This window comes from Glutamicibacter sp. (genome assembly GCF_035257265.1).
Lineage (GTDB): Bacteria > Actinomycetota > Actinomycetes > Actinomycetales > Micrococcaceae > Glutamicibacter.
Genome location: NZ_DATEXC010000038.1, coordinates 296,726 through 315,863, shown reverse-complemented (window position 1 = coordinate 315,863; position 19,138 = coordinate 296,726). Strand labels below are relative to the sequence as shown.

The 19,138-nt window shown below is 55.2% G+C and carries 15 protein-coding genes and 1 pseudogene; 8 read left to right on the top strand and 8 right to left on the bottom strand.

All coding sequences use genetic code 11. From position 1 onward, the window contains the following. Positions 1–14: 14 nt before the first annotated feature. Positions 15–845 (top strand): aldo/keto reductase, encoded by an 831-nt coding sequence (locus VJ369_RS10260; protein ID WP_324091965.1) that lies wholly within the window; start codon positions 15–17, stop codon positions 843–845. A gap of 393 nt (positions 846–1,238) precedes the next feature. Here VJ369_RS10260 and VJ369_RS10255 read toward each other — a convergent pair whose 3' ends face one another. Next, on the bottom strand, positions 1,239–1,541 hold the full coding sequence (locus VJ369_RS10255; protein WP_324091964.1) for a hypothetical protein: 303 nt from the start codon (positions 1,539–1,541) through the stop codon (positions 1,239–1,241). Positions 1,542–1,749: 208 nt separating this feature from the next. Here VJ369_RS10255 and VJ369_RS10250 point away from each other — a divergent pair, with 208 nt between their 5' ends. Then, the gene (locus VJ369_RS10250; protein WP_324091963.1) at positions 1,750–2,118 is read left to right on the top strand and encodes a hypothetical protein; all 369 of its coding nucleotides are present in this window, start codon (positions 1,750–1,752) and stop codon (positions 2,116–2,118) included. 184 nt (positions 2,119–2,302) lie between these two features. Beyond that, the gene (locus tag VJ369_RS10245; RefSeq protein WP_324091962.1) at positions 2,303–2,719 is read left to right on the top strand and encodes a hypothetical protein; all 417 of its coding nucleotides are present in this window, start codon (positions 2,303–2,305) and stop codon (positions 2,717–2,719) included. A 229-nt stretch (positions 2,720–2,948) separates the two neighbouring features. On the opposite strand, the gene VJ369_RS10240 is transcribed toward VJ369_RS10245, so the two are convergent. Together VJ369_RS10240 and VJ369_RS10235 are read right to left on the bottom strand one after the other, a co-directional pair. Next, positions 2,949–3,446 carry a GNAT family N-acetyltransferase gene (locus VJ369_RS10240; RefSeq protein WP_324091961.1) on the bottom strand — a complete coding sequence of 166 codons (498 nt, stop codon included), beginning with the start codon at positions 3,444–3,446 and terminating at the stop codon, positions 2,949–2,951. A gap of 780 nt (positions 3,447–4,226) precedes the next feature. Continuing rightward, the gene (locus tag VJ369_RS10235) at positions 4,227–5,132 is read right to left on the bottom strand and encodes a LysR family transcriptional regulator (protein WP_324091960.1); all 906 of its coding nucleotides are present in this window, start codon (positions 5,130–5,132) and stop codon (positions 4,227–4,229) included. Between the two features lie 136 nt (positions 5,133–5,268). Between VJ369_RS10235 and tdh the strand changes: the two genes are divergently transcribed. The 3 genes from tdh (at position 5,269) to hutI (ending at position 8,918) form a co-directional block, all read left to right on the top strand. Beyond that, entirely contained in the window at positions 5,269–6,315 is a 1,047-nt protein-coding gene (tdh, locus tag VJ369_RS10230; RefSeq protein WP_324091959.1) for an L-threonine 3-dehydrogenase, read from the top strand. 10 nt (positions 6,316–6,325) lie between these two features. After that, positions 6,326–7,525 carry a glycine C-acetyltransferase gene (locus tag VJ369_RS10225; RefSeq protein ID WP_324091958.1) on the top strand — a complete coding sequence of 400 codons (1,200 nt, stop codon included), beginning with the start codon at positions 6,326–6,328 and terminating at the stop codon, positions 7,523–7,525. Positions 7,526–7,724: 199 nt separating this feature from the next. Further along, positions 7,725–8,918, top strand: a complete 1,194-nt coding sequence (gene hutI / locus VJ369_RS10220; protein ID WP_324091957.1) for an imidazolonepropionase — start codon at positions 7,725–7,727, stop codon at positions 8,916–8,918. On the opposite strand, the gene VJ369_RS10215 is transcribed toward hutI, so the two are convergent. Continuing rightward, on the bottom strand, positions 8,908–9,540 hold the full coding sequence (locus VJ369_RS10215; RefSeq protein WP_324091956.1) for a class I SAM-dependent methyltransferase: 633 nt from the start codon (positions 9,538–9,540) through the stop codon (positions 8,908–8,910). The two genes, hutI and VJ369_RS10215, sit on opposite strands and share 11 nt — an antisense overlap. Before the next feature lie 133 nt (positions 9,541–9,673). On the opposite strand from VJ369_RS10215, the gene tpx reads away from it, so the two are divergent. Together tpx and VJ369_RS10205 are read left to right on the top strand one after the other, a co-directional pair. Then, entirely contained in the window at positions 9,674–10,174 is a 501-nt protein-coding gene (gene tpx, locus VJ369_RS10210) for a thiol peroxidase (RefSeq protein ID WP_324091955.1), read from the top strand. A 252-nt stretch (positions 10,175–10,426) separates the two neighbouring features. Further along, positions 10,427–11,149 carry a type II CAAX endopeptidase family protein gene (locus tag VJ369_RS10205; protein WP_324092102.1) on the top strand — a complete coding sequence of 241 codons (723 nt, stop codon included), beginning with the start codon at positions 10,427–10,429 and terminating at the stop codon, positions 11,147–11,149. A gap of 154 nt (positions 11,150–11,303) precedes the next feature. On the opposite strand, the gene VJ369_RS10200 is transcribed toward VJ369_RS10205, so the two are convergent. From VJ369_RS10200 to VJ369_RS10185, 4 genes and pseudogenes are all read right to left on the bottom strand, one after another. After that, positions 11,304–12,488, bottom strand: a complete 1,185-nt coding sequence (locus tag VJ369_RS10200; RefSeq protein ID WP_324091954.1) for a TerC family protein — start codon at positions 12,486–12,488, stop codon at positions 11,304–11,306. A gap of 2,144 nt (positions 12,489–14,632) precedes the next feature. Then, positions 14,633–17,197 carry an MMPL family transporter gene (locus VJ369_RS10195; protein WP_324091953.1) on the bottom strand — a complete coding sequence of 855 codons (2,565 nt, stop codon included), beginning with the start codon at positions 17,195–17,197 and terminating at the stop codon, positions 14,633–14,635. Between the two features lie 47 nt (positions 17,198–17,244). Next, complete coding sequence (locus VJ369_RS10190) at positions 17,245–17,880, bottom strand: TetR/AcrR family transcriptional regulator (protein ID WP_324091952.1); 636 nt, start codon at positions 17,878–17,880, stop codon at positions 17,245–17,247. Positions 17,881–18,328: 448 nt separating this feature from the next. Continuing rightward, positions 18,329–18,583: pseudogene (locus VJ369_RS10185) on the bottom strand (IS3 family transposase); the annotation flags it as partial. Positions 18,584–19,138: the final 555 nt, after the last annotated feature.

Here is a 19,138-nt window from a genome sequence, read left to right as displayed (position 1 = left end):
TCAAGGAGTTAGATATGACTACCGCAATCCCAACCGTCACCCTGAATAACGGCGTTGAAATGCCCCAGGTAGGTTTTGGTGTCTTCCAGGTTCCCAACGAGGAAACCACCGCTGCCGTAGCGTCCGCACTGAAAGCCGGATACCGCAGCATCGACACCGCTGCCATCTACGGCAATGAAGAGGGCGTGGGCCAGGCTTTGGCTGAGTCCGGAATCGCTCGTGACGAACTGTTCATCACTTCCAAGCTCTGGATTTCTGAGATGGGATGTGAGCAGACCATCGCCGGGCTCGATTCGAGCCTGCGGCGCTTAGGCCTCGAGTACCTAGATCTCTTCTTGATTCACTGGCCGGCTCCGGCAAAGGACCTGTACGTTGAAACTTGGAGGGCACTGGAGAAGCTATACGCAGACAAGAAGATTCGTGCCATCGGCGTTTCCAACTTCCAGCCCGCGCACCTGACCAAGCTGATCGCTGAGGGAAGTATCGTTCCCGCAGTGAATCAGGTTGAACTTCACCCGGCTCTGCAGAACCGCGAAGTCATTGCCGCGAATGCCGAGCATGGAGTGGTCACCGAAGCGTGGAGCCCGCTGGCTCAGGGTGCAATGCTCACGGACGAGACCATCCTCGCGATTGCCGAGACCCATAAGGTAACTGCAGCCCAGGTTATCCTGCGCTGGCACCTGCAGCAGGGCCGCGTCATCATTCCGAAGTCGGTCACTGAGTCACGCATTATCGCCAACTTAGAACTGTTCGGTTTTGAATTGACTGGCGAAGAACTCGGTAGCATCGACGCGCTAGACCGCGATGGCCGTACCGGTCCTAACCCGGAGACCTTCAATGGCTGATTTGATAACGCCGGCCAAGTTGCTGCCCGTACGCTAATTCAGCCGCACGAGGCATCCCTGGCTTGGCTGGTCCGTGGCGTTGCGAACGTCGCGTTCTAGGCATCATCCCAATGCTGATCGGAATGGTCACCTATTCGGTATGGGCACGAGCCACTGGGTAAGCCAGTACCTAGTTCGCCAGGACTCCCCAGTCGATGGACACCACGAACGAATTGGCGGTGACTTCCTGATTGGTGTGGGAGCCTCGAACTCCATATCGGGAGTCCACCGGTAGAACCTGAATAATACAGTTGTTGCCTAGATCGATTTGTCTGGTCTAGGCAACAACTGTAGCGGTCATCTTTTGGGACACTGAACGTGTCATGTCCTGCATGTCAGTCTGTTGCTGCGTGACTACTGCCTGAAATAAGGGTCATTGGCTGAAGGTGAGCCCACCTCTGTTGGTATCCACCAGTGGAGCCGAGTCATGCCGATTCCGCCTTCATAGATGTATTCGACCCAGATTACGGCATAGCGGCCGTGGCGGTTTGCTTCTGCCCATGCGAGGACCTCAACAATGCTTTCTGCGTCTTCAATGCGGTTCTCGTAGCAGGCACGGTCTTCGTCCCAGAAATCCACGCGATACACGGGATACGGATTTTCCTGACTGACGTATCGAGGATCAACGAGACTTGCCTTGATTTTTGCTGCACTCATGCTGACAATCTATTGCGCTTGAGGGTAGTTATGCAGTTATTCTGGAGCCGTTCCATGAGCCGAACCTCCAATGAATAGCTCTCGCTATGTAAACTCAGATTCAATTGGTCCCAAAACCACTTGAGCCGCTAGAGTCGCTGGAAATTAGCATCGAAACGAGATGCAATTGACAAGAAAGCGATAGTCATTGTCTGTACCGGGAGAATCCGTGGATGAGCCGCTGAACGATATCGAACTGGAGATTTTCGATTACGGTGAGGACGACTGGGTTCATTTTATGACCATCATGGGGATCATTGAGGAGGCCAATGGCAAAGTACCCCTCGAGGACCAATCCGTCGCTGAAGCCTCGACCGTAGTCCTGAATCTCTGTACAAGGGGATACGCTCAACTCGGAAGATACACCAATTCCACATCTTTTGTGCCGTGGCATGAAACCGGTGCGGATCTGGTAGCCCGGCTGGAGCGTGAACTGGATAATCCACCTTCAGGGGATGACCACGAATTCAATCTGATGTACATCATGCTTGAGATCTTGCCCGCCGGATTCGAAGCCAGGAACCACCAGCTCTTGTAGTGTCTGCACCTTTCTGGTCCAACAAGAGCCTCATATATGGGAATAAGTTCGACAAGTCGGCTCTGAAGAAATTCCCGCAAGCGGAACGTTGACTGGGACACCAAATACGCTCGGTTCTGGGCAATATCGATTCCGATTCTTTGCAAGGTGGGGAACCGTACGCATTGCGTGAGAGGCTTTGAACGTGATTATTGACATCCAAACCATGCTTTTTCGAATTACTGCTCAAGTTTTTGATGAGAATTTCAAGGTCAAACACGAGGATTCTCTAGACGCCGGGTATCTGCACGTTGTCAGAGTGGATTCCATATTACGGACTGAACGCGCAGCCATTTTCCGGGCCACTTATGAGTGGGTGGATGTCTGGATTCCCGAGTTGAGGGTAGGTGCAACTATGTTCGACTATGGGGACATTCAAGGGGATAAAGAAGAAGATCTTCGAAGGCTGTGCATTGCTACCCGCGTCTATCTTGAAGGAGGAGCTCAAATCGAACTGCGCAAACGTGTGTTTCGAAAGGATCCCATTCCTCTAGTCATAATCGATGTGGATGGCCTGGAATGGCGCCTAGGTAGAAACCACTTTGTGGTTCCCTATATGTAGAAAAGTATTTGAAGGATGCAATTCGATAATAGATCTCGCCCTGCCTGATTGAATCCAGAGTGATCTATTTCGGAGATGTCGGCTTCCGGAGCCGATAGGAATTTATGCGAAGTTCGCTCTAAAGTTCCGTAGGCGGAACCCTGAATGGGGCGTCTAGAGATTCACTACTGGCGAGACTTGCCGCGGTGTCACGCCTCGCTTTTCGAAGCATGACATCGTCACTATTCGCTTAGACTAACTCGCGGAACCCAAGCCGCTTATATAACTCAAGCGCAGCGCCGGAGGTACCATCGCCGATCCGCAGACTCAAAGTGTCCGCGCCATATGCCTTGCAGGCAGACATCGCAGCGGAAATGAGGGCGCGACCCAGTCCTTGCCCCTGGTGCCGAGGATCAACGAAAAGATCGATGATGAACGGTCCGGAAATGTCCTCATCCCAGATCGATTCTTCGACAACAAAAATCGCCCCAATCGGAGATCCTTGATGTAGCGCGACAAAAGAAGCATTTTCGAGGAGATGCCCAAACTCGTGCGCAAAGGATTCTTTCATCTCTGTTTGCGCTTCTGCGAGGGTTCCGGCCGCGACGCCTGGTGGGTATGCAGCGAAATACGCTGCAGCTAGCGCTGCTGAGGATAATGGTTCTGCACGGCAAATAACTGCGTATGGAGAAACAGTGGGAGTGAAATCTGAGTGCTGAAGGTCAGCTTGTAAAACATCAGAGGGCATGACAAATCCATTCGTAGGTCTTCTGAACTAGTTTCGAGAGAACTTTATGAATGGATCATGCTTCGAACCTACCACTAAGAAATCAAAGGTGAAGCGAAATTTACCCAAAGCTTTTGCCGTGTTGAGAAGACACAACTGACTTTCGATGGAAGTGTCCCGCAAGCCGATCGTCATGTGGGACACTCGATCCGTTGGCTTGGAAAATGAGCGAAAGGCGCCACTGCGGTTCTGGGGTAGAAGCCATCCGTTGTTCCTCGAGGGTTCGCTGGTGCTCGAGCGCTGCTCGCGGAAAATGTTGATTTTTGTGCAACTCAAATTTACTGAGACTGGTCCTCTGTTCGCTTGGCCTGTCGCCCAGGTCCTGATGAAAACGCTCGGTAGGCTGTTGCCTGTTCCCACTGTTTGGAGGGTGCATTTCTGACGGTCGGCTTACTGATATATGTCAACGGCCTAGGCTGTGAACGAAATAGTCTAACGAGGATCCCGGCTGTTCGGTAATTCACTTCCAGAGGAGCCAGCCACTTGCATTCGGAGGGCTCAGAAAGCGAAATGACGCAGCGAACTAGCCGGCTTGCGGAATCCATATTCCCCGGGTGGCCGTCGGTACGGAGTCGGCGGCAGTCTATCGAACGGTCTGCATAGGGATTCAGGTAAACCACGACGACGTTAGGTCTGGCCGTTCTCTGCGCAGGAGATTCAATAAGTGGGTCTCGTGAGATCTTTAGAACTTGATAGCGACGGTTCCGGAATGACTGACATCGTGTTTCCTTATTTGTGGGATCAGCTGATGACCAACCGTTTCACGGTGTTCCTGATCGCTTCGATGACATCAGTGACGGTATTCCGGTGCAGGTGTTCTGCCCTCAATAGAAGGTCGATTTGTCGACCTGAATTGAGGCCCTTGATTGGTCGTAAAGTCACCGTTTCGCCCAAGGTTTTTCTAGCGGTGAATCGAGGCAATATCCCTAAGCATTCACTGGCTTCGACGAGCGCGCCAGCGGTTGCGTAATCGTTGACCCGATGCACAATCCGCGGCGCTTTCCCGGCTAGTGCAGCGATGGTTTCCAAGACATCGGCTGGGGAATATCCGGAGCGGGAAACGACCCAAGGTTCATCGATGACCTGCTCGGGGGAGAGCTCGTCAAACTTGGCCAGACGGTGATCCTTGTGGATGGCAATATCCAGCGGTTCGAAAGCCAAGGGAATTACCGCGATGCGATCTTCAGGCCACGGGGCTGTATGCGGCATGCGGTGCGCAAGCACCAAGTCGTAGGAAGAGGTGAGCGCCGGGAAATCCTGCTGCGAGACATCTTCATCGGAAAAATGTAGCGGCGGGAGATGCCCTTCGGGGTAAGAAAGCAGCGGAGCAAAGATTGTCTGCCCGATGGAGTGGAATCCGGCGATACGAATCGGAACGTCATGATCTTGTTCCTGTGTGCGGATCTTGGTTGAGACTTCGGCCAGGGTTGAGGCGACGGAGGCCGCCGCGGATGCTAAGAGCTTGCCCTCGGCGGTGAGCACCAGCCGACGCCCCTCCCTCTGAGTCAGTGGCGCGGGGAAATTACGTTGCAGCTGTGCCAGGTGCTGCGAGACCGCAGAGGGTGAGACGAACAAGGACTTGGCTACCGCGTTCACGCTACCCAGATCCGCTAGTTCGCGAAGGATTCTCAACTGATGCAATTCCATGAAGTAAATACTAAACTGTCAGATCAGAAAATGACTGATCTTCTAAGGTTTATTCTGCTGCCGTGGGGTGCGACACTGGAGGTATCCCAAGCCTGCCGTGCGTGCACCCCGGTGCCCGATCCTCAAAGGAACCAGCATGAAAGCTCTATACAAGTCCGGCCCACACGCCGGGCTGGAACTCGTAGACCGGCCCGAGCCAGAAACAGGTGCTCATGATGTGAAAATCCGTGTGATGACCGCTGGCATCTGCGGCACCGACCTGCATATTGAAGCCTATGATGAGGCCGCGCAGGCCATGATCAACACCCCGCTGGTCCCAGGTCACGAGTTCTACGGGGAGGTCGTGGAAGTTGGAGCGTTCGCACACGGTGTCAAGGTCGGGGACCGCGTGTCCGGCGAGGGCCATGTGGTCTGTGGCATCTGCCGAAACTGCCGTGCCGGACGCCCGCACATGTGCATCAACGTCAACTCTGTAGGCGTTCAGCGCGATGGCGCGTTCGCCGAATACGTAGTGATCCCGGCAAGCAATGTGTACATTCACCGCGACGAGCGCATCACCCCGCTGCTGGGCGCAATTTTTGATCCTTTTGGCAACGCTGTGCACACCGCACTGCAGTTCCCCATGGTGGGCGAAGACGTATTGATCACCGGTGCCGGACCAATCGGTCTGATGGCAGCAGCAGTGGCCCGCCACGCCGGCGCGCGCAACATCGCCATCACCGACGTGTCAGAGCAGCGTCTGGAACTGGCACGAAGCATGGGAGTGAACCTCGCCATCAACGTTTCTCAACAGCGTGTGGCTGAGGCTCAGAAGGAACTGGGCATGCGCGAAGGTTTCGACTTCGGCATGGAAATGTCGGGGCACAAGACCGCATTGCCGGAAATGATCGAAAATATGAACCACGGTGGCAAGATCAGCATGCTTGGACTGCCTAGCGAATCGATCGATATTAACTGGGGCAAGGTTGTCACCCACATGCTCACCCTGAAGGGGATCTACGGGCGTGAAATGTTCGAAACCTGGTATGCCATGAGCGCCATGCTCACCACCTCGGACGTTTTGCGCGAACGCATAGCGTCGGTGGTGACCGACTTTATCCCTGCCACCGAGTGGCAGGACGGATTCACCGCCGCCCGTGGTGGGCACGGTGGCAAGGTTGTTTTGGACTGGACTGTTTTCTAGGAGATATGACATGTACACAGATATGAAAGAGCAGCTGTCCGCGGAACTGGAACAGCTCAAAGAAGCAGGACTTTTTAAAGCAGAACGCCACATCGATTCGGCACAGTCCGCGTCTATCATGGCCGGTTCCTTGGGCAGCGAAGCACGCCGGGTGCTGAACTTCTGCGCAAATAACTACCTGGGCCTAGCCGATGATGCCCGAATCATCGACGCGGCAAAAAATGCCATGGACGAGCGCGGCTTCGGCATGGCGTCTGTCCGTTTCATCTGCGGTACCCAGGATCTGCACCTAGAACTTGAATCCAAGCTCTCGGGCTTCCTCGGAACCGAAGACACCATCTTGTTCTCCAGCTGCTTCGACGCAAATGGCGGTGTATTTGAGTCCTTGTTCGGCAAGGAAGACGCGATCATCTCCGATTCGCTGAACCACGCCTCGATCATTGATGGCATTCGTTTGTCCAAGGCAGCGCGTTTCCGCTACGCCAACCAGGACATGGCAGATCTGGAAACTCAGCTGCAGGCAGTTGCAGCCCTCAACGATGGTGCCGGTGCCCGACGCACCATCATCGTCACCGACGGGGTGTTCTCCATGGACGGCTTCTTGGCTCCCCTGGAAGCCATCTGCGATTTAGCCGACAAATACGGTGCACTGGTCATGGTTGATGATTCCCACGCGGTGGGGTTCATGGGAGCAACAGGCGCAGGAACTCCGGAGCACGCAGGTGTCTCTGACCGGGTGGACATCTACACCGGAACCTTCGGCAAGGCGTTGGGCGGAGCTTCGGGTGGTTATGTTTCTGGACGTGGCGAGATCGTAGCTATGCTTCGTCAGAAGGCCCGCCCCTACCTGTTCTCCAACTCACTTGCTCCGTCCATCGTAGCGGCCACCCTGAAGGCCCTGGAATTGGTGGTCGATTCAGGTGACCTGCGCGAGAAGCTCTTTGAGAATGCGGCGCACTTCCGTCGTCGGATGACGGAGGAAGGTTTTGATCTGCTGGACGGCGAGCATGCCATCATTCCGGTCATGTTCGGCGATGCGGTCAAGGCCGCCGAAGTAGCATCGAAGATGTTGGAGCATGGTGTTTTTGTCACCGCGTTCAGCTTCCCGGTAGTGCCAAAGGGTGCAGCACGTATCCGTGTTCAGCTCTCCGCGGCACATTCGGCCGAGGATATCGAAGCCTGTGTGAAGGCCTTCGTCGCCTCGCGCTAAATAGACGGTCAGAGTCGCCTTGATTCCCTCCACGGAAACGGGGCGACTTTGTCGTATCCGCTGACTTGTCCGAAATGCCAGATTGAACCTGATGACTTTGCTTCCTGCGCGGAGTACTTTTCAATAAGCTCTGATAAGGACCGTGATAGTGCGCCATCATAATCTTAGGACGCACTCAAGCAAAAGGAACCACAGGCAGATGAGCACCCACTTACTGACAAACATCTCCCAACTGACCACCGTTGACGCCGCCGGTACCGTCATCGCGGATGCAGCATTGCTGATCAGAGGCGGAATCATCGAATGGGTGGGCTCAGCGCAGCAAGCGCCAGAGGCTGAGATCATTACTGATCTTGGCGGCCGTGCGGTACTGCCGGGGTGGGTGGACTCGCACAGCCACCTAGTCTTTGCCGGGGATCGAGCAGACGAATTTGTTGCCCGGATGGCCGGTGAAGACTACGCCGCCGGGGGGATTGCCGTCACTACCTCGGCTACCCGCGCCACCGATGACAACGCCTTGTCCGAACTGGTCTCGGCCCGCCGAGCCGAAGCACTGTCTATGGGAACGACCTGGATGGAAACTAAAACGGGTTATGGGCTCACCTTAGAGGAGGAAGTGCGCCATGCACTTCTGGCACGAGAAATCGTGGATCAGGTGACTTTCCTAGGTGCTCACCTGGTTCCTGCCGGTCGCGACGCAGATGACTACACCAACGAGGTAGCCGGCCCAATGCTTGATGCTGTGGCCGCGAGCATAGATTTTGTGGATGTATTCTGCGAACGCGGAGCATTTAACGAAGAACAAACACGCCGAGTAATGCAGGCGGCCAAAGACCGCGGGATCGCCACAAAGATTCATGGAAATCAGCTGGGCCCAGGTCCTGGGACAAAGCTCGCCGTAGAATTTAGCAGCCACTCGGTGGACCACGTGAATTATCTTGAACCAGCCGACATCAACGCGCTCGCCGGGTCCTGGAGCGGTTGGGACAAGGCGGCCCGGACGGGTTCTCGTGGGGTGGTGGCTACATGCCTTCCGGCCTGTGATCTTTCCACTCGTCAGCCTTTGGCGCCCGGGCGTGAGTTGCTCGATGCCGGCGTGGTGATCGCTTTGGCCAGTAACTGCAATCCGGGGACCAGCTACACCAGCAACATGAACTTCTGTGTGGCGACCGCGGTGCTGCAAATGAGGCTGAGCCTTGCAGAGGCGGTCGAGGCTGCCACTTTCGGCGGGGCCTTAGCCCTTGGCGTGGCGGATAAAGTTGGGTCGATAGAAGTTGGGAAGCGTGCGGACCTGCATGTTCTGGATGCACCCTCCGCCGCACATCTGGCATACCGGCCGGGAATGGCTCTGACACACAGCGTGTATCGAGCAGGGGAAATGGTTACCCTCTGAGGATAAATTTACCGTCGGGTGTTTCGGAAAACTGACGAATGCTGGATCGTCCAAAAATACTCACGGACCACGGCGACTCTTCCTCAAATGAGCCTAGGTGCCAGTCGGAATAACGGTGAGTCAGTATGAGGCCGGTGCTATGCACTGCGCGGTCTTGGTGTGTAGGTCCACCACGCATGGCAGTGGTGGTGCCAATGATGAGGACGCCATTGCCGCTGAGGTGATTTTCGAGCTGAGCCATTGATGCTGCGAAATCGGTCTCCGTGAGAAAGGCCGGAACATTTCCAGCAAGCAAAATGGCGTCATAGGTAGTCGGCAGTCCAAGTTCTGTTAAGCGTTCGAACGTGATTTCAGCGGCTCCTAGCTGCCTGAACCAGCTAGGTTCGTAGAGCTCTTGCGCGGTCCGAAGCACCGTCACGGTCGGATCGATTCCAAAAGCTTGATGGCCTCGGGTCCTGAGGCCATTTACGGCATTTCCAATTCCGCAGCCAACGTCCAAGACAGTTGCTGAGCGAGAAATCAGCATGTCGAGAAAGCGTACATCAACCTCAAAGTCGATGCCCTCTTCGGTGAGCGCGCGCATTTTGGAAGCATAGGCGTGCAAATCAGGGACCTTAGTCATAGCCTAAGTCTGTCACGGGGCAAAGAATTCGAAACCATGAAAAGTGGGAAGAATCGGGGTAAACACTAGACGTATCGTTGCGCTGAGACCGAAATATAGAAGTAAGTTGGCCATCCGTGATAGACAATGAAGTATGGCTACTACTGCATTCAAAGATACCCCCGTCCAGACTATTGGAGAGCTGCCAGCCGTTGGCGCGCAGGCTCCAGCGTTTACCCTCACCGACACCGGCCTCGCAGATGTCACCAGCGAATCCCTCGCTGGCCGACGCGTGGTGCTGAACATCTTCCCATCGGTTGACACCGGTGTGTGCGCAGCCAGCGTACGCCGCTTCAATGAACTAGCTGCCGGCTTGGAAAACACCACCGTTGTGTGTGTTTCGGCTGACCTGCCATTCGCTTTGGGCCGCTTCTGCGGTGCAGAGAACATTGAAAATGTGACCGCTGCTTCCGTGTTCCGCTCGGACTTTGGCTCGGCGTACGGTGTGACCCAGGTAGATGGGCCACTAGCGGGCCTCTTGGCACGTTCCGTCGTCGTCTTGGACGAGGCCGGCAAGGTCGTTTACACCCAGATCGTTCCGGAAATCACCACGGAGCCAGACTACGACGCAGCTATTGCAGCGCTAAATAGCTAGTAAGTTTTTGCGGCCATAGGCGAATTAGTTCGTCTGGTGTTGCGCTAGTCAAGGAGTATCGGGCCCATTAACTTGGGCGCGGTGCTCCTTGACTTTTTAATGCGGCTTGAACATAGCATGTCTGCGTGCATACTGGCTGTTCTTGTGTGCAGCGATTACCACACGCAAAGCTCCGACACAGCGGACGAAGTCTATGATCGATAGGTGACTGGTGAAAAGACGTTAGCGAAGAGCAATGCTCGCATCCTCAAGATGGAGATCTTCCTTGTGATGGGGCTCTGTCTGGGGCAGAGTGCGGTGTATTCGTTGATTAGCTTTGCCGACAAGGCGACCCGAGCGCCGCTGCGCGACCAAACCACGTCGATGAATAATCCTCTCAACTCCCGCGAATACTTTGACCTGTCATATCAGTTGCTGGATATTTTATTTGCGCTGATACCGGTTCTTCTCGCACTGTACTTGATGCACCGCACGCTGGGACGAAGCGTGAAAGATATCGGATTCGACTTTCGCAGGCCGGGCAAAGATTCGCTGCTCGGGGCAGGATTATTCCTTGCCATGGGTCTGGGCACTTTGGGGGTTTATGCCGCAGGCCGCGCGTTAGGGATCACCACTGCTCTGTCGACGGCGAATCTCGCAGAATATTGGTGGAGCGTGCCGGTGCTGCTACTTTCTGCCATCCGGCATGCGGTGCTCGAAGAAGTGATCATGCTGGCATTCCTATTCGGCTACGGAAAAAAACTCAACTTCGGGCCGTGGACGCTTATTTTGGTTTCGGCGCTGATCCGCGGCAGCTACCATCTCTATCAAGGCGTCGGCCCGATGCTGGGAAATATAGCCATGGGTGTGGTGTTCGGTTGGATTTACCACAAATACGGGCGGGTGATGCCGTTGGTAATCGCGCATTTCTTGTTGGACGCCGTGGGCTTTGTCGGCTTCATGCTCTTTGGGCCTGCTATCGGTATCGGCAGTTAACGCCACAGGCTAGGCGTCCGACAACTCCGCTGTTCCCCGGGAATGTGGAGCTATCAATAACATCCCGGGGAGCGATCCTGCGCGTTAGTGGTTCTGATACGTGTTAGTGAGTAGGGAGGAAGAACGCAGTCTTTGGTTCTCTTAACCCCTTTGATTACGGGGAGAGGTATTCCTCGTGCTGCCGGTGGGCCTTGGCCACCTCGGCCCGGATCATCTCGACGTCCTTGGCTTTGTTGCGGTACTTAGGAGCCATCGTTTCGATCTGCCGTTCTTCCTCTAGTAGGGCGGTGTAGATGCGTTCGCGTTCGGCAGGATCTGCCGTGTAGTCCAAATCCAGATAGTTGACCGCGTGCCGTCGGGCATTGTTGATCGCGGCCTGAGCTTTGCCGGCCTTGCTCAGCAGTGAGGCCAGTACGGTGATAACCAGTACTCCGATGATGACTGTCAGCGATAGGCCTGTGGTGATCTCGATGACCGGTACCGGTTTGCCATCATTGATGAACGGCAAAGTGTTTTCGTGCATTGCGTGCAGGATCAGTTTGACGCCGATGAATCCTAAGACCGCGGCCAGCCCGTAGGAGAGATAGATCAACCGGTCCAGGAGGCCGTCGATCAGGAAGTAGAGCTGTCGCAGGCCCATGAGGGAGAACGCAGTGGCGGTGAAGACGATGTAGACGTTCTGGGTGAGGCCGAAGATGGCGGGGATCGAGTCCAGGGCGAAGAGAATGTCGGTTCCGCCTATGGCGACCATGACCAGCAGCATTGGGGTGAGGACCTTTTTGCCGTTCTCCATGGTGAACAGCTTGTCGCCGTCGTAGTGCTCCGAGGTGTGGAAGAACTTGCGGGTGAGACGGATCATGAAGTTGTCGGCTTCGTCGCCATCGGTTTTGGGTTTGAGAAGGTTTCCGGCGGTAAGCAGCAAGATCAGGCCGAAGGCGTAGAAGACCCAGGCGAAGGAGTTGATCAGTGCTGCGCCGAGGAAGATGAAACCGGTGCGGGCGATCAGGGAGAACACAATGCCGAAGAGCAGTACCTTCTGCTGATCCTCGCGCGGAACCTTGAAGCTGGCGATGATGATCAGGAAGACAAAGAGGTTGTCTACCGAGAGGGCCTTTTCGGTGATGTATCCGGCGAAGTACTCTGAGCCCATGGTGGGTCCGCCGAAGACCAGGACAAGAATGCCAAAGACAAGGGCGATGCCCACGTAGATGGAAGACCAGATGGCCGCTTCCTTCAGGGTGGGGACGTGTGCCTTGCGGATGTGGAAGAAATAGTCGAAGGCCAGCAGAGCCAGGATGACCACGATGGTGATGCCCCAGATCAGGGGGGAGATAGTCACGATATTCCTGCTTTCAAGAGGTGGGGGACTTGTAGGTCAGGGACTTAGTGGTCAGGAAGGATATGGCCAATGCTAGTTCACCCGGCGACCGGTCTGCGGTTCTTGGAAGGAAATCGGCAGCCGAGTCAGCGGCTGATGGATTGAATAGGAATAGATTCAGTGGGAGCCCTAAAGCGCGTAGAACAGACAGACTTGGCGTCCAAATTCACGCCATGTCATCACGTTGAGTGCTGCCCCTTACAAACGAAGAATACCGATCGTTACACGATATGACGTGTTCCGGCGAATCGTTCCGTCGCTGATCCTACGGCAGGTAGAAGCGGCCCCCTCCACCGAGGCCAACAAGGTCTACTTAGTCAACCTCAGTGTTGTTTGCGGTCATTGCGAATTGACGGGGCCAGTATTGTGGTCTGTCGATGAGCAGGCATCTCAAATCTGGAACGCCCGCCCGGTGCCCGTCGGAGCACAGGCCGGCCGCCAGGGAGTCATAAGTTGAGGGTCCGGCCAGTGGGCTGTGTACAAGCGTGCAGAGTTCATTCGCCTAGCCTGGCACGAGGGCCAAGGAACAAGCTAGGGCCGATCTGCTCTCCCCTTCTAGGAGAAACTATTAGAAATTGTCTTGAAGCTTCACACGTATATGCCGATGCACTGCGGTGAGGTGTCTACTCGAAATGCAGACTGTTTCTGCATCGTTCAGGTCATTTTCTGTAATTGCACGGGGTCGGCAGTCAGATATGCTCCGTAGGCTTTTCCCGGTTAGCTTATCGGGACCACTGCGTCGGGCAGTAGGGAAATCCTGCCTTAAAAATGAAAAATTAATTACCGGATTTCGTGCCGGTAAATGCCCTACGTTGTCGCATACTTAGTTTTAAGCAAGATCCGTAGAAGAGTGCAGTCCCATACACCGCATCTAAAGGGACCGTGCTTTGCCTATCTATCCGTTTGCAACGGCTTGCCTCGGCCGCGTCAGGACCTGTGGCTCTGTCGGCTGAACGGTTTGGATACTTGGGGGTTTCGAAATGTTCAGCCGACCACAAGAATCACCACATCGAGCAAACTTACTGCGTCACGCCATCAAAGGGTCGCGTCCCAGTCGTGTCTTTCGTTTCTACGTTTTGAGTCGACAGGTTGGACTCGCCGTCCGTTGTCCATATGGCGAGAAAATCGCTGAGTAGAAAATAAATGTTGACTAGCTGTTTATTGGTTAACCAGAGAAGTTGCCTCTCTTCGCCACCTTTTCCGGGATAGATTCAAAAGTACATTCTGCTGCGAATTCTGGATATCGTTTCGGCGCGCATGCGGGAAGCAAATCTGAAAGTTAGCGCAGCATGAGTCATGGGGAGTACTCGTAACAGTTACGAACAAGGCGGAGGGCTACAAATTGCCCGGACGAATTGCCAGATCCGAAATCGCCATACTCGTCTCCGAACTGCTCGGTTCGCGCGAAGGACGTGGTGACCTGAGTGAATATGAGTGAGTTCAAGGAATGCCAGCGGTGATAGCCACGTTCAATGAATCAGTTGACGACCTCATGCGTTTGGTTTCGATCCTCGCCCGCAGTTCTAATTGCTTTGGAAGATGCCCAGACTGAAGAGTTACTTTTGGTGAATATCTCGATACCGTGTTCCTCCCCGCCTATTGTTGCTGCAAGTTCCTCGGGAATCACGGCTGGCTTCTTCTTTGATCGTGTAGTTCGAGGGACGATGGTGCCACTCGGGTTCGGTAATGGAAACTACAGCGTGGTGGCGAAGGTTGTTCCCACATTCATACGCAGTTCGTGGTCGAAGCGAGGCTCCTGCCATCACAGTCTGGAAGTGCAGATACGTATCTTATGTGTGAGCATGCTTCCGCTGAGCGCTTTCTACTCGTTCTCCGAAGTGCTGAATGGATTGTGGCCGGGTTTAGGTGTTCGAGGTCGTTGCGTGTACCAGAATTTAGGGGCTGACATGCTCGCCTCCGAGCCTGTCAGCGGTGTCGTAGGCAGTACGCAGGGGCAAGACACTGATCGGCAGGGCAGTGGAGAATGTGTGGACTCCGACGACCTCAATGATCAATCTGATGACGGTCGACTTCGGACGCAAACGGACCTGCCTCGCTTACCTGACGTAAGTGAAACAGATCCGCTGGTTCTTGGAATAGCTTAGTTAGCTACGGTCGTGACGTGCTGATTCTTGTGCCGAATTTGCGTCCAAGGTCGGGGCGACATGCGGGTGGCTGCGTTCCAAGGACGCACCCTCCACATCTATATCCGGCAATATGCGATTAAGCCACTTCGGTAACCACCATGCTTTGTCCCCGGCTAGGTGCATGAGTGCGGGGATCAGCAGCATGCGCACCACGAAGGCATCGACCAGCACGCCGAAAGCCAGTGCGAAGCCGATAGGCCGGATCATCGCGCTGTGGGAGAAGACGAAGCCACCGAAGACCGAGATCATGATGATGGCCGCCGCGGACACTACCGCACGTCCAGCGCGCACTCCCTGGACCACTGCAAGCCTGGCTTGGGCACCATGGGCGTAGGCTTCGCGCATGCCTGAACCAATGAACAGTTGATAATCCATGGCTAGGCCGAAGAGGATGCCTACCAGCAGAGTCGGAAGGAAATTCAGGATTGGCCCGGGGGTATCGACGCCGAAGATGGTTGAGAACCAGCCCCACTGGTAGATTGCGACTACTCCGCCCAAGGAGGCGAAGTAGGACAGAATGAAGCCTATTGTCGCGACTAGGGGTACGAAGATCGAACGGAACACCAGGATGAGAATCAGCATGGACAGCCCGACAACCACGACTAGGTAAATAGGCAGGGCTTCGGCGAGCTTCTCGGAGATGTCCACGTTGCCGCTAGCTGAGCCGGCGACGCCGATCTCGAAGGTGCCATCAACAGGGGAGAGTCCGCGAAGGGTGTGGACCAGTTCCTCGGTGGACACGCTGGTCGGCCCTTGTTCGGGGATGACTTGGAATGCCGCAACGGAGCGATCCGCGGAGGTGCCTGCCGGCGCCACTGCCACCACGTCATCTTGGGCGAAGATGGTCTCGGCAATGTCGCGCTGGTATGCCAGTGCCTGTTCCTCGCTCGGTGTGCCGGGAAGGTCAGCAACTACCAGCAAGGGACCATTTTGTCCTTCGCCGAATCGTTCGGAAATACTCGTGTAGGCGCGGTATTGGGTAGTGTCCGAGGCCTCGGAGGACCCATCGGGCAGATTCAGACGGAGATCCAAAGCTGGGATGGCAATGACAAGCAGCAAGGCTATGGAGCCCACCGCTGCGCCAATGGCGCCCTTGGTCGACATTGGGCGTACCGCGCGCACCCGAGACGTCACTGCTGCGGAGACTTGCGGGCCTGCTTCCAGACGGGCTCGTTCCTTGCGGCTGAGAATCTTCTGGCCTACAAGCGAGAGCAGTGCGGGAGTCAGGGTGATGGCAACCAGCACTGCGATCAGCACGCTGGCCGCGCCGACGCTACCCATGAGTCCCAAGAACGGGATCCGGGTGACATTCAGGGCCAGCAGGGCTATGAATACCGTGGCGCCGGCGAAGACTACGGCATTACCCGAGGTGCCATTGGCCAGCGCGATCGATTCACGTACCGTGTAGCCATCCTTGAGCTGGTGGCGGTGTCGATTAATGATGAACAATGAATAGTCAATGCCTACGGCTAAGCCGAGCATCAGTCCGAGCATCGGGGTCACTGAGGACATTTCCAGCACGCTGGACAGGGACATCGCACCCAACGCGCCAATGGCCACGCCCACTAGAGCGGTCAGCAATGGCAAACCGGCACCCACCAAGGTACCCAGCATGACTACCAGCACGATTCCAGCCACGATTAGGCCAATGACTTCACCAACGCCGAAAACGCTGGGGATGCCTTGTGAGACTTCCGAAGAGAAGTCGAATTCCACACCAGCTACTGGGTTCTCTGCAAACGCCGCGACTAGTGCGTCTTTGGTTTCTTGCGCGATATCCATCTGAGCTTCGGTGAACACGACGGTGGTGATGGCAGCTCGCCCGTCGGCCGACACTGTCCGGATTTCGGCAGCCATGTTCAGCAGGGAAGCTCCTTGCTGAAGTTCAGCTTCCTGTTTTTCCAGCGTTGCGCTGCCTTCGTCCAGCTTGGCCCGCTGAGTTTTCAGTTCTTCGGCTACGGCGTTCAGTTGGGCCGATTGGTTATCGAACTGGGCTTTTGCTTGGTCATACAGGCCTGCTGAGCGGGCCTGGGCGATGGCCTTGTCTAGTTGTTCGCGGCCGGCGGCCAGTTCTTCTTCCGCAGTCTGAAGCTGGGTGGAACCCGTCTTCAGCTTATCCTTGGCGTCCGCGATCTGCTGCTGGGCGTCCTTGATCGCGGCGGCCTGGTCGGATCTATCTGATTCGGTGGCGAAGGGATCAATGACGGTTTCGATTCCATCGATGCCCTTGGCTTCCGTGACGATCGCGCCGATGGCCTGTTCCTGCTCAGCGGTAAATGCTTCACCGCTGCTGGTCTGCGCCACGATACTGCCAGTTCCACCGGAAGCTTCAGGGAATTCTCTAGCCAGTCTGTCTGTCACTTCTGCTGTGGGGGTACCGGGAATGGACATGGCATTGGACAATGTTCCCCCGCCAATGGCGAATGCTATGCCGACGGCCAAGAGCACCGCGAACCACGCAGCGATGATTTTCCGGGCGTGGCGAGCTGAGCCACGTCCAAGACGATAAAGAAATTCAGCCATGGGTCCTTCTCATAGTGTCGATGGATAATCTAGAAAATGTGGGAGTGCTAACTGTCGCCAAAACCGGTGCGAAGCGAGTCGATGAGCCGTTCCAGGAGTTGTGCCCAGAGATTCCTAGATTCGGGCGTGTCAACGGCTCCCAGCGTGGAAACCCAGTGAGTGTAGATGACGAGCAGGCCATTCGTTAATGAACTGACCAGCAGCTGGACCAACAAGGGGTCGCTCCCGGAGTGACGTTGCAGCATCTGCCCGGTAAGCCGCTCGCTGATGGCAGTAAAAGCCCGCGCAGCCATATGGGCCTGACGCGGGGACAACACTGGTTCCTCACTGCCCAATACTTGGGTGAGGTAGACCATCGGCGAAACTAAGTCGGTGGACCGTAGCGTTGTGGCAAGTTCGTCGAATATCGACTCGCGGGATTCTCCAGGGGGAGTGTGTGAAGCGAGCCGTTCAACGACCTCTCCGAGTTCGTTGCCGAAAACCTCGATGACTACTTCATCTAGAGAAGCGAAATGATTGAAGAGTGTGCGCTTCGATAAATCGGCTGCCTGGGCTAATTCGTCGACTGAGAAATCGCTAGTCAGCCGGTTCCGCATGATTGAGGCAGCGGCGTCGATGATGGAACGGCGGTGCCTGGCTTTGGTTTCGGTACGACGATCAGTGTTCGGTAAAAAATTACTCACCTAATTACACTAAGTGCAACATTGCGCTCAGTGCAAATTTTTCATTTCAATGGTCGAGAGCAGGGTATGGAGCTGGCCGTAACTTTAACGATCCTGATGTTCTCACTGGTTAGTTGTTTGGTTGATTTTTCGTATCACTTGCATCGTCTTGCTATACGTTCCGCTAGGCCTACAAGGATTGAGTTTTCCGATCAATTTTGAGTCGGTTTTTTAATGGCCCGCAAACCATGACGTTGTCACGGATCTGCGTTTTCGCTTGAAATACATAGTAGTGAGAACCTAGGACTAACGAATTTTCAAGGATTTTAAGCCGAGGGAGTGCAGAAATTTTCAAGTCAAGTGAGACCAGGAGCAGCTATGCTGCAGGTGTTTCCACGTTATCCTCCTCTACTTCCTAACGTTCGATGGGCTCGTCAATCCAAGCCTTGTCTGGCAGTTGAAGCTTCTACAGTAACCGAGAAGAACTAAATCGTTCAGGATGCTGCACCTGTGCTTACGCCAGCGCGGCCAACCACTGATCATCAACATGACCAGTCATCTCAAAATGCACATCGGCTGGGGCGTGAAACCCGATTCCGGAATGTCGGTGGTGGGTGTTGCTGGTCGAAGAGAAGCGCACAAGAAAATCTTTGGCATGCGCGAACCACCCGAACCGTTCAGGGAACGAGGGCAAATACTTCAGGGTTTTGAACCAGACTTCTGAGTTATCCCGAAATCGGGATAGCAGCGATTATTGCCGGGCCGTGATTATGCCGAGCTCAAACGTGTCTGGGCGGATTCTTGCTGGTACGTGGGCTGCCGCGGCCTAGACACTCGGCATAATCGCGTTGGTGCTTCATGCTGATTCTGTGCGGATTCTTCGTTCGGAGGAGGCTGCATCAGCTCGCAGCATTGGATCGTTGGTTGCACGGGCGTCGCCTGGCTGCCAGCGACTTGGACGATGCCTGTCTGGTTCCGGTTGGTCGCGGCCCGGCGGCCCGCACACCGAACGACGTTTGTGGCTATCACAAATTTTTCGGTTCCGATCGCGTATTTGCGCCAAATCGGTGTGGCGCCTCCAGCGATCACACGCGTGGACCCGCTCTCGCTGATCCATGAGCGGTATCCCAGTTAACTCTCCACCGAACGCGGGCTGGTTGAAAGCTCGGTCGTGACCAATATGCGTGTCACCGAGTATCTCCAACCAGCAGGGACTCTGGTTGGAGGGGATCTCAGCGGGCCAGAAGACCATCTACATTTCGGCGCTCTGCGCTAGTTC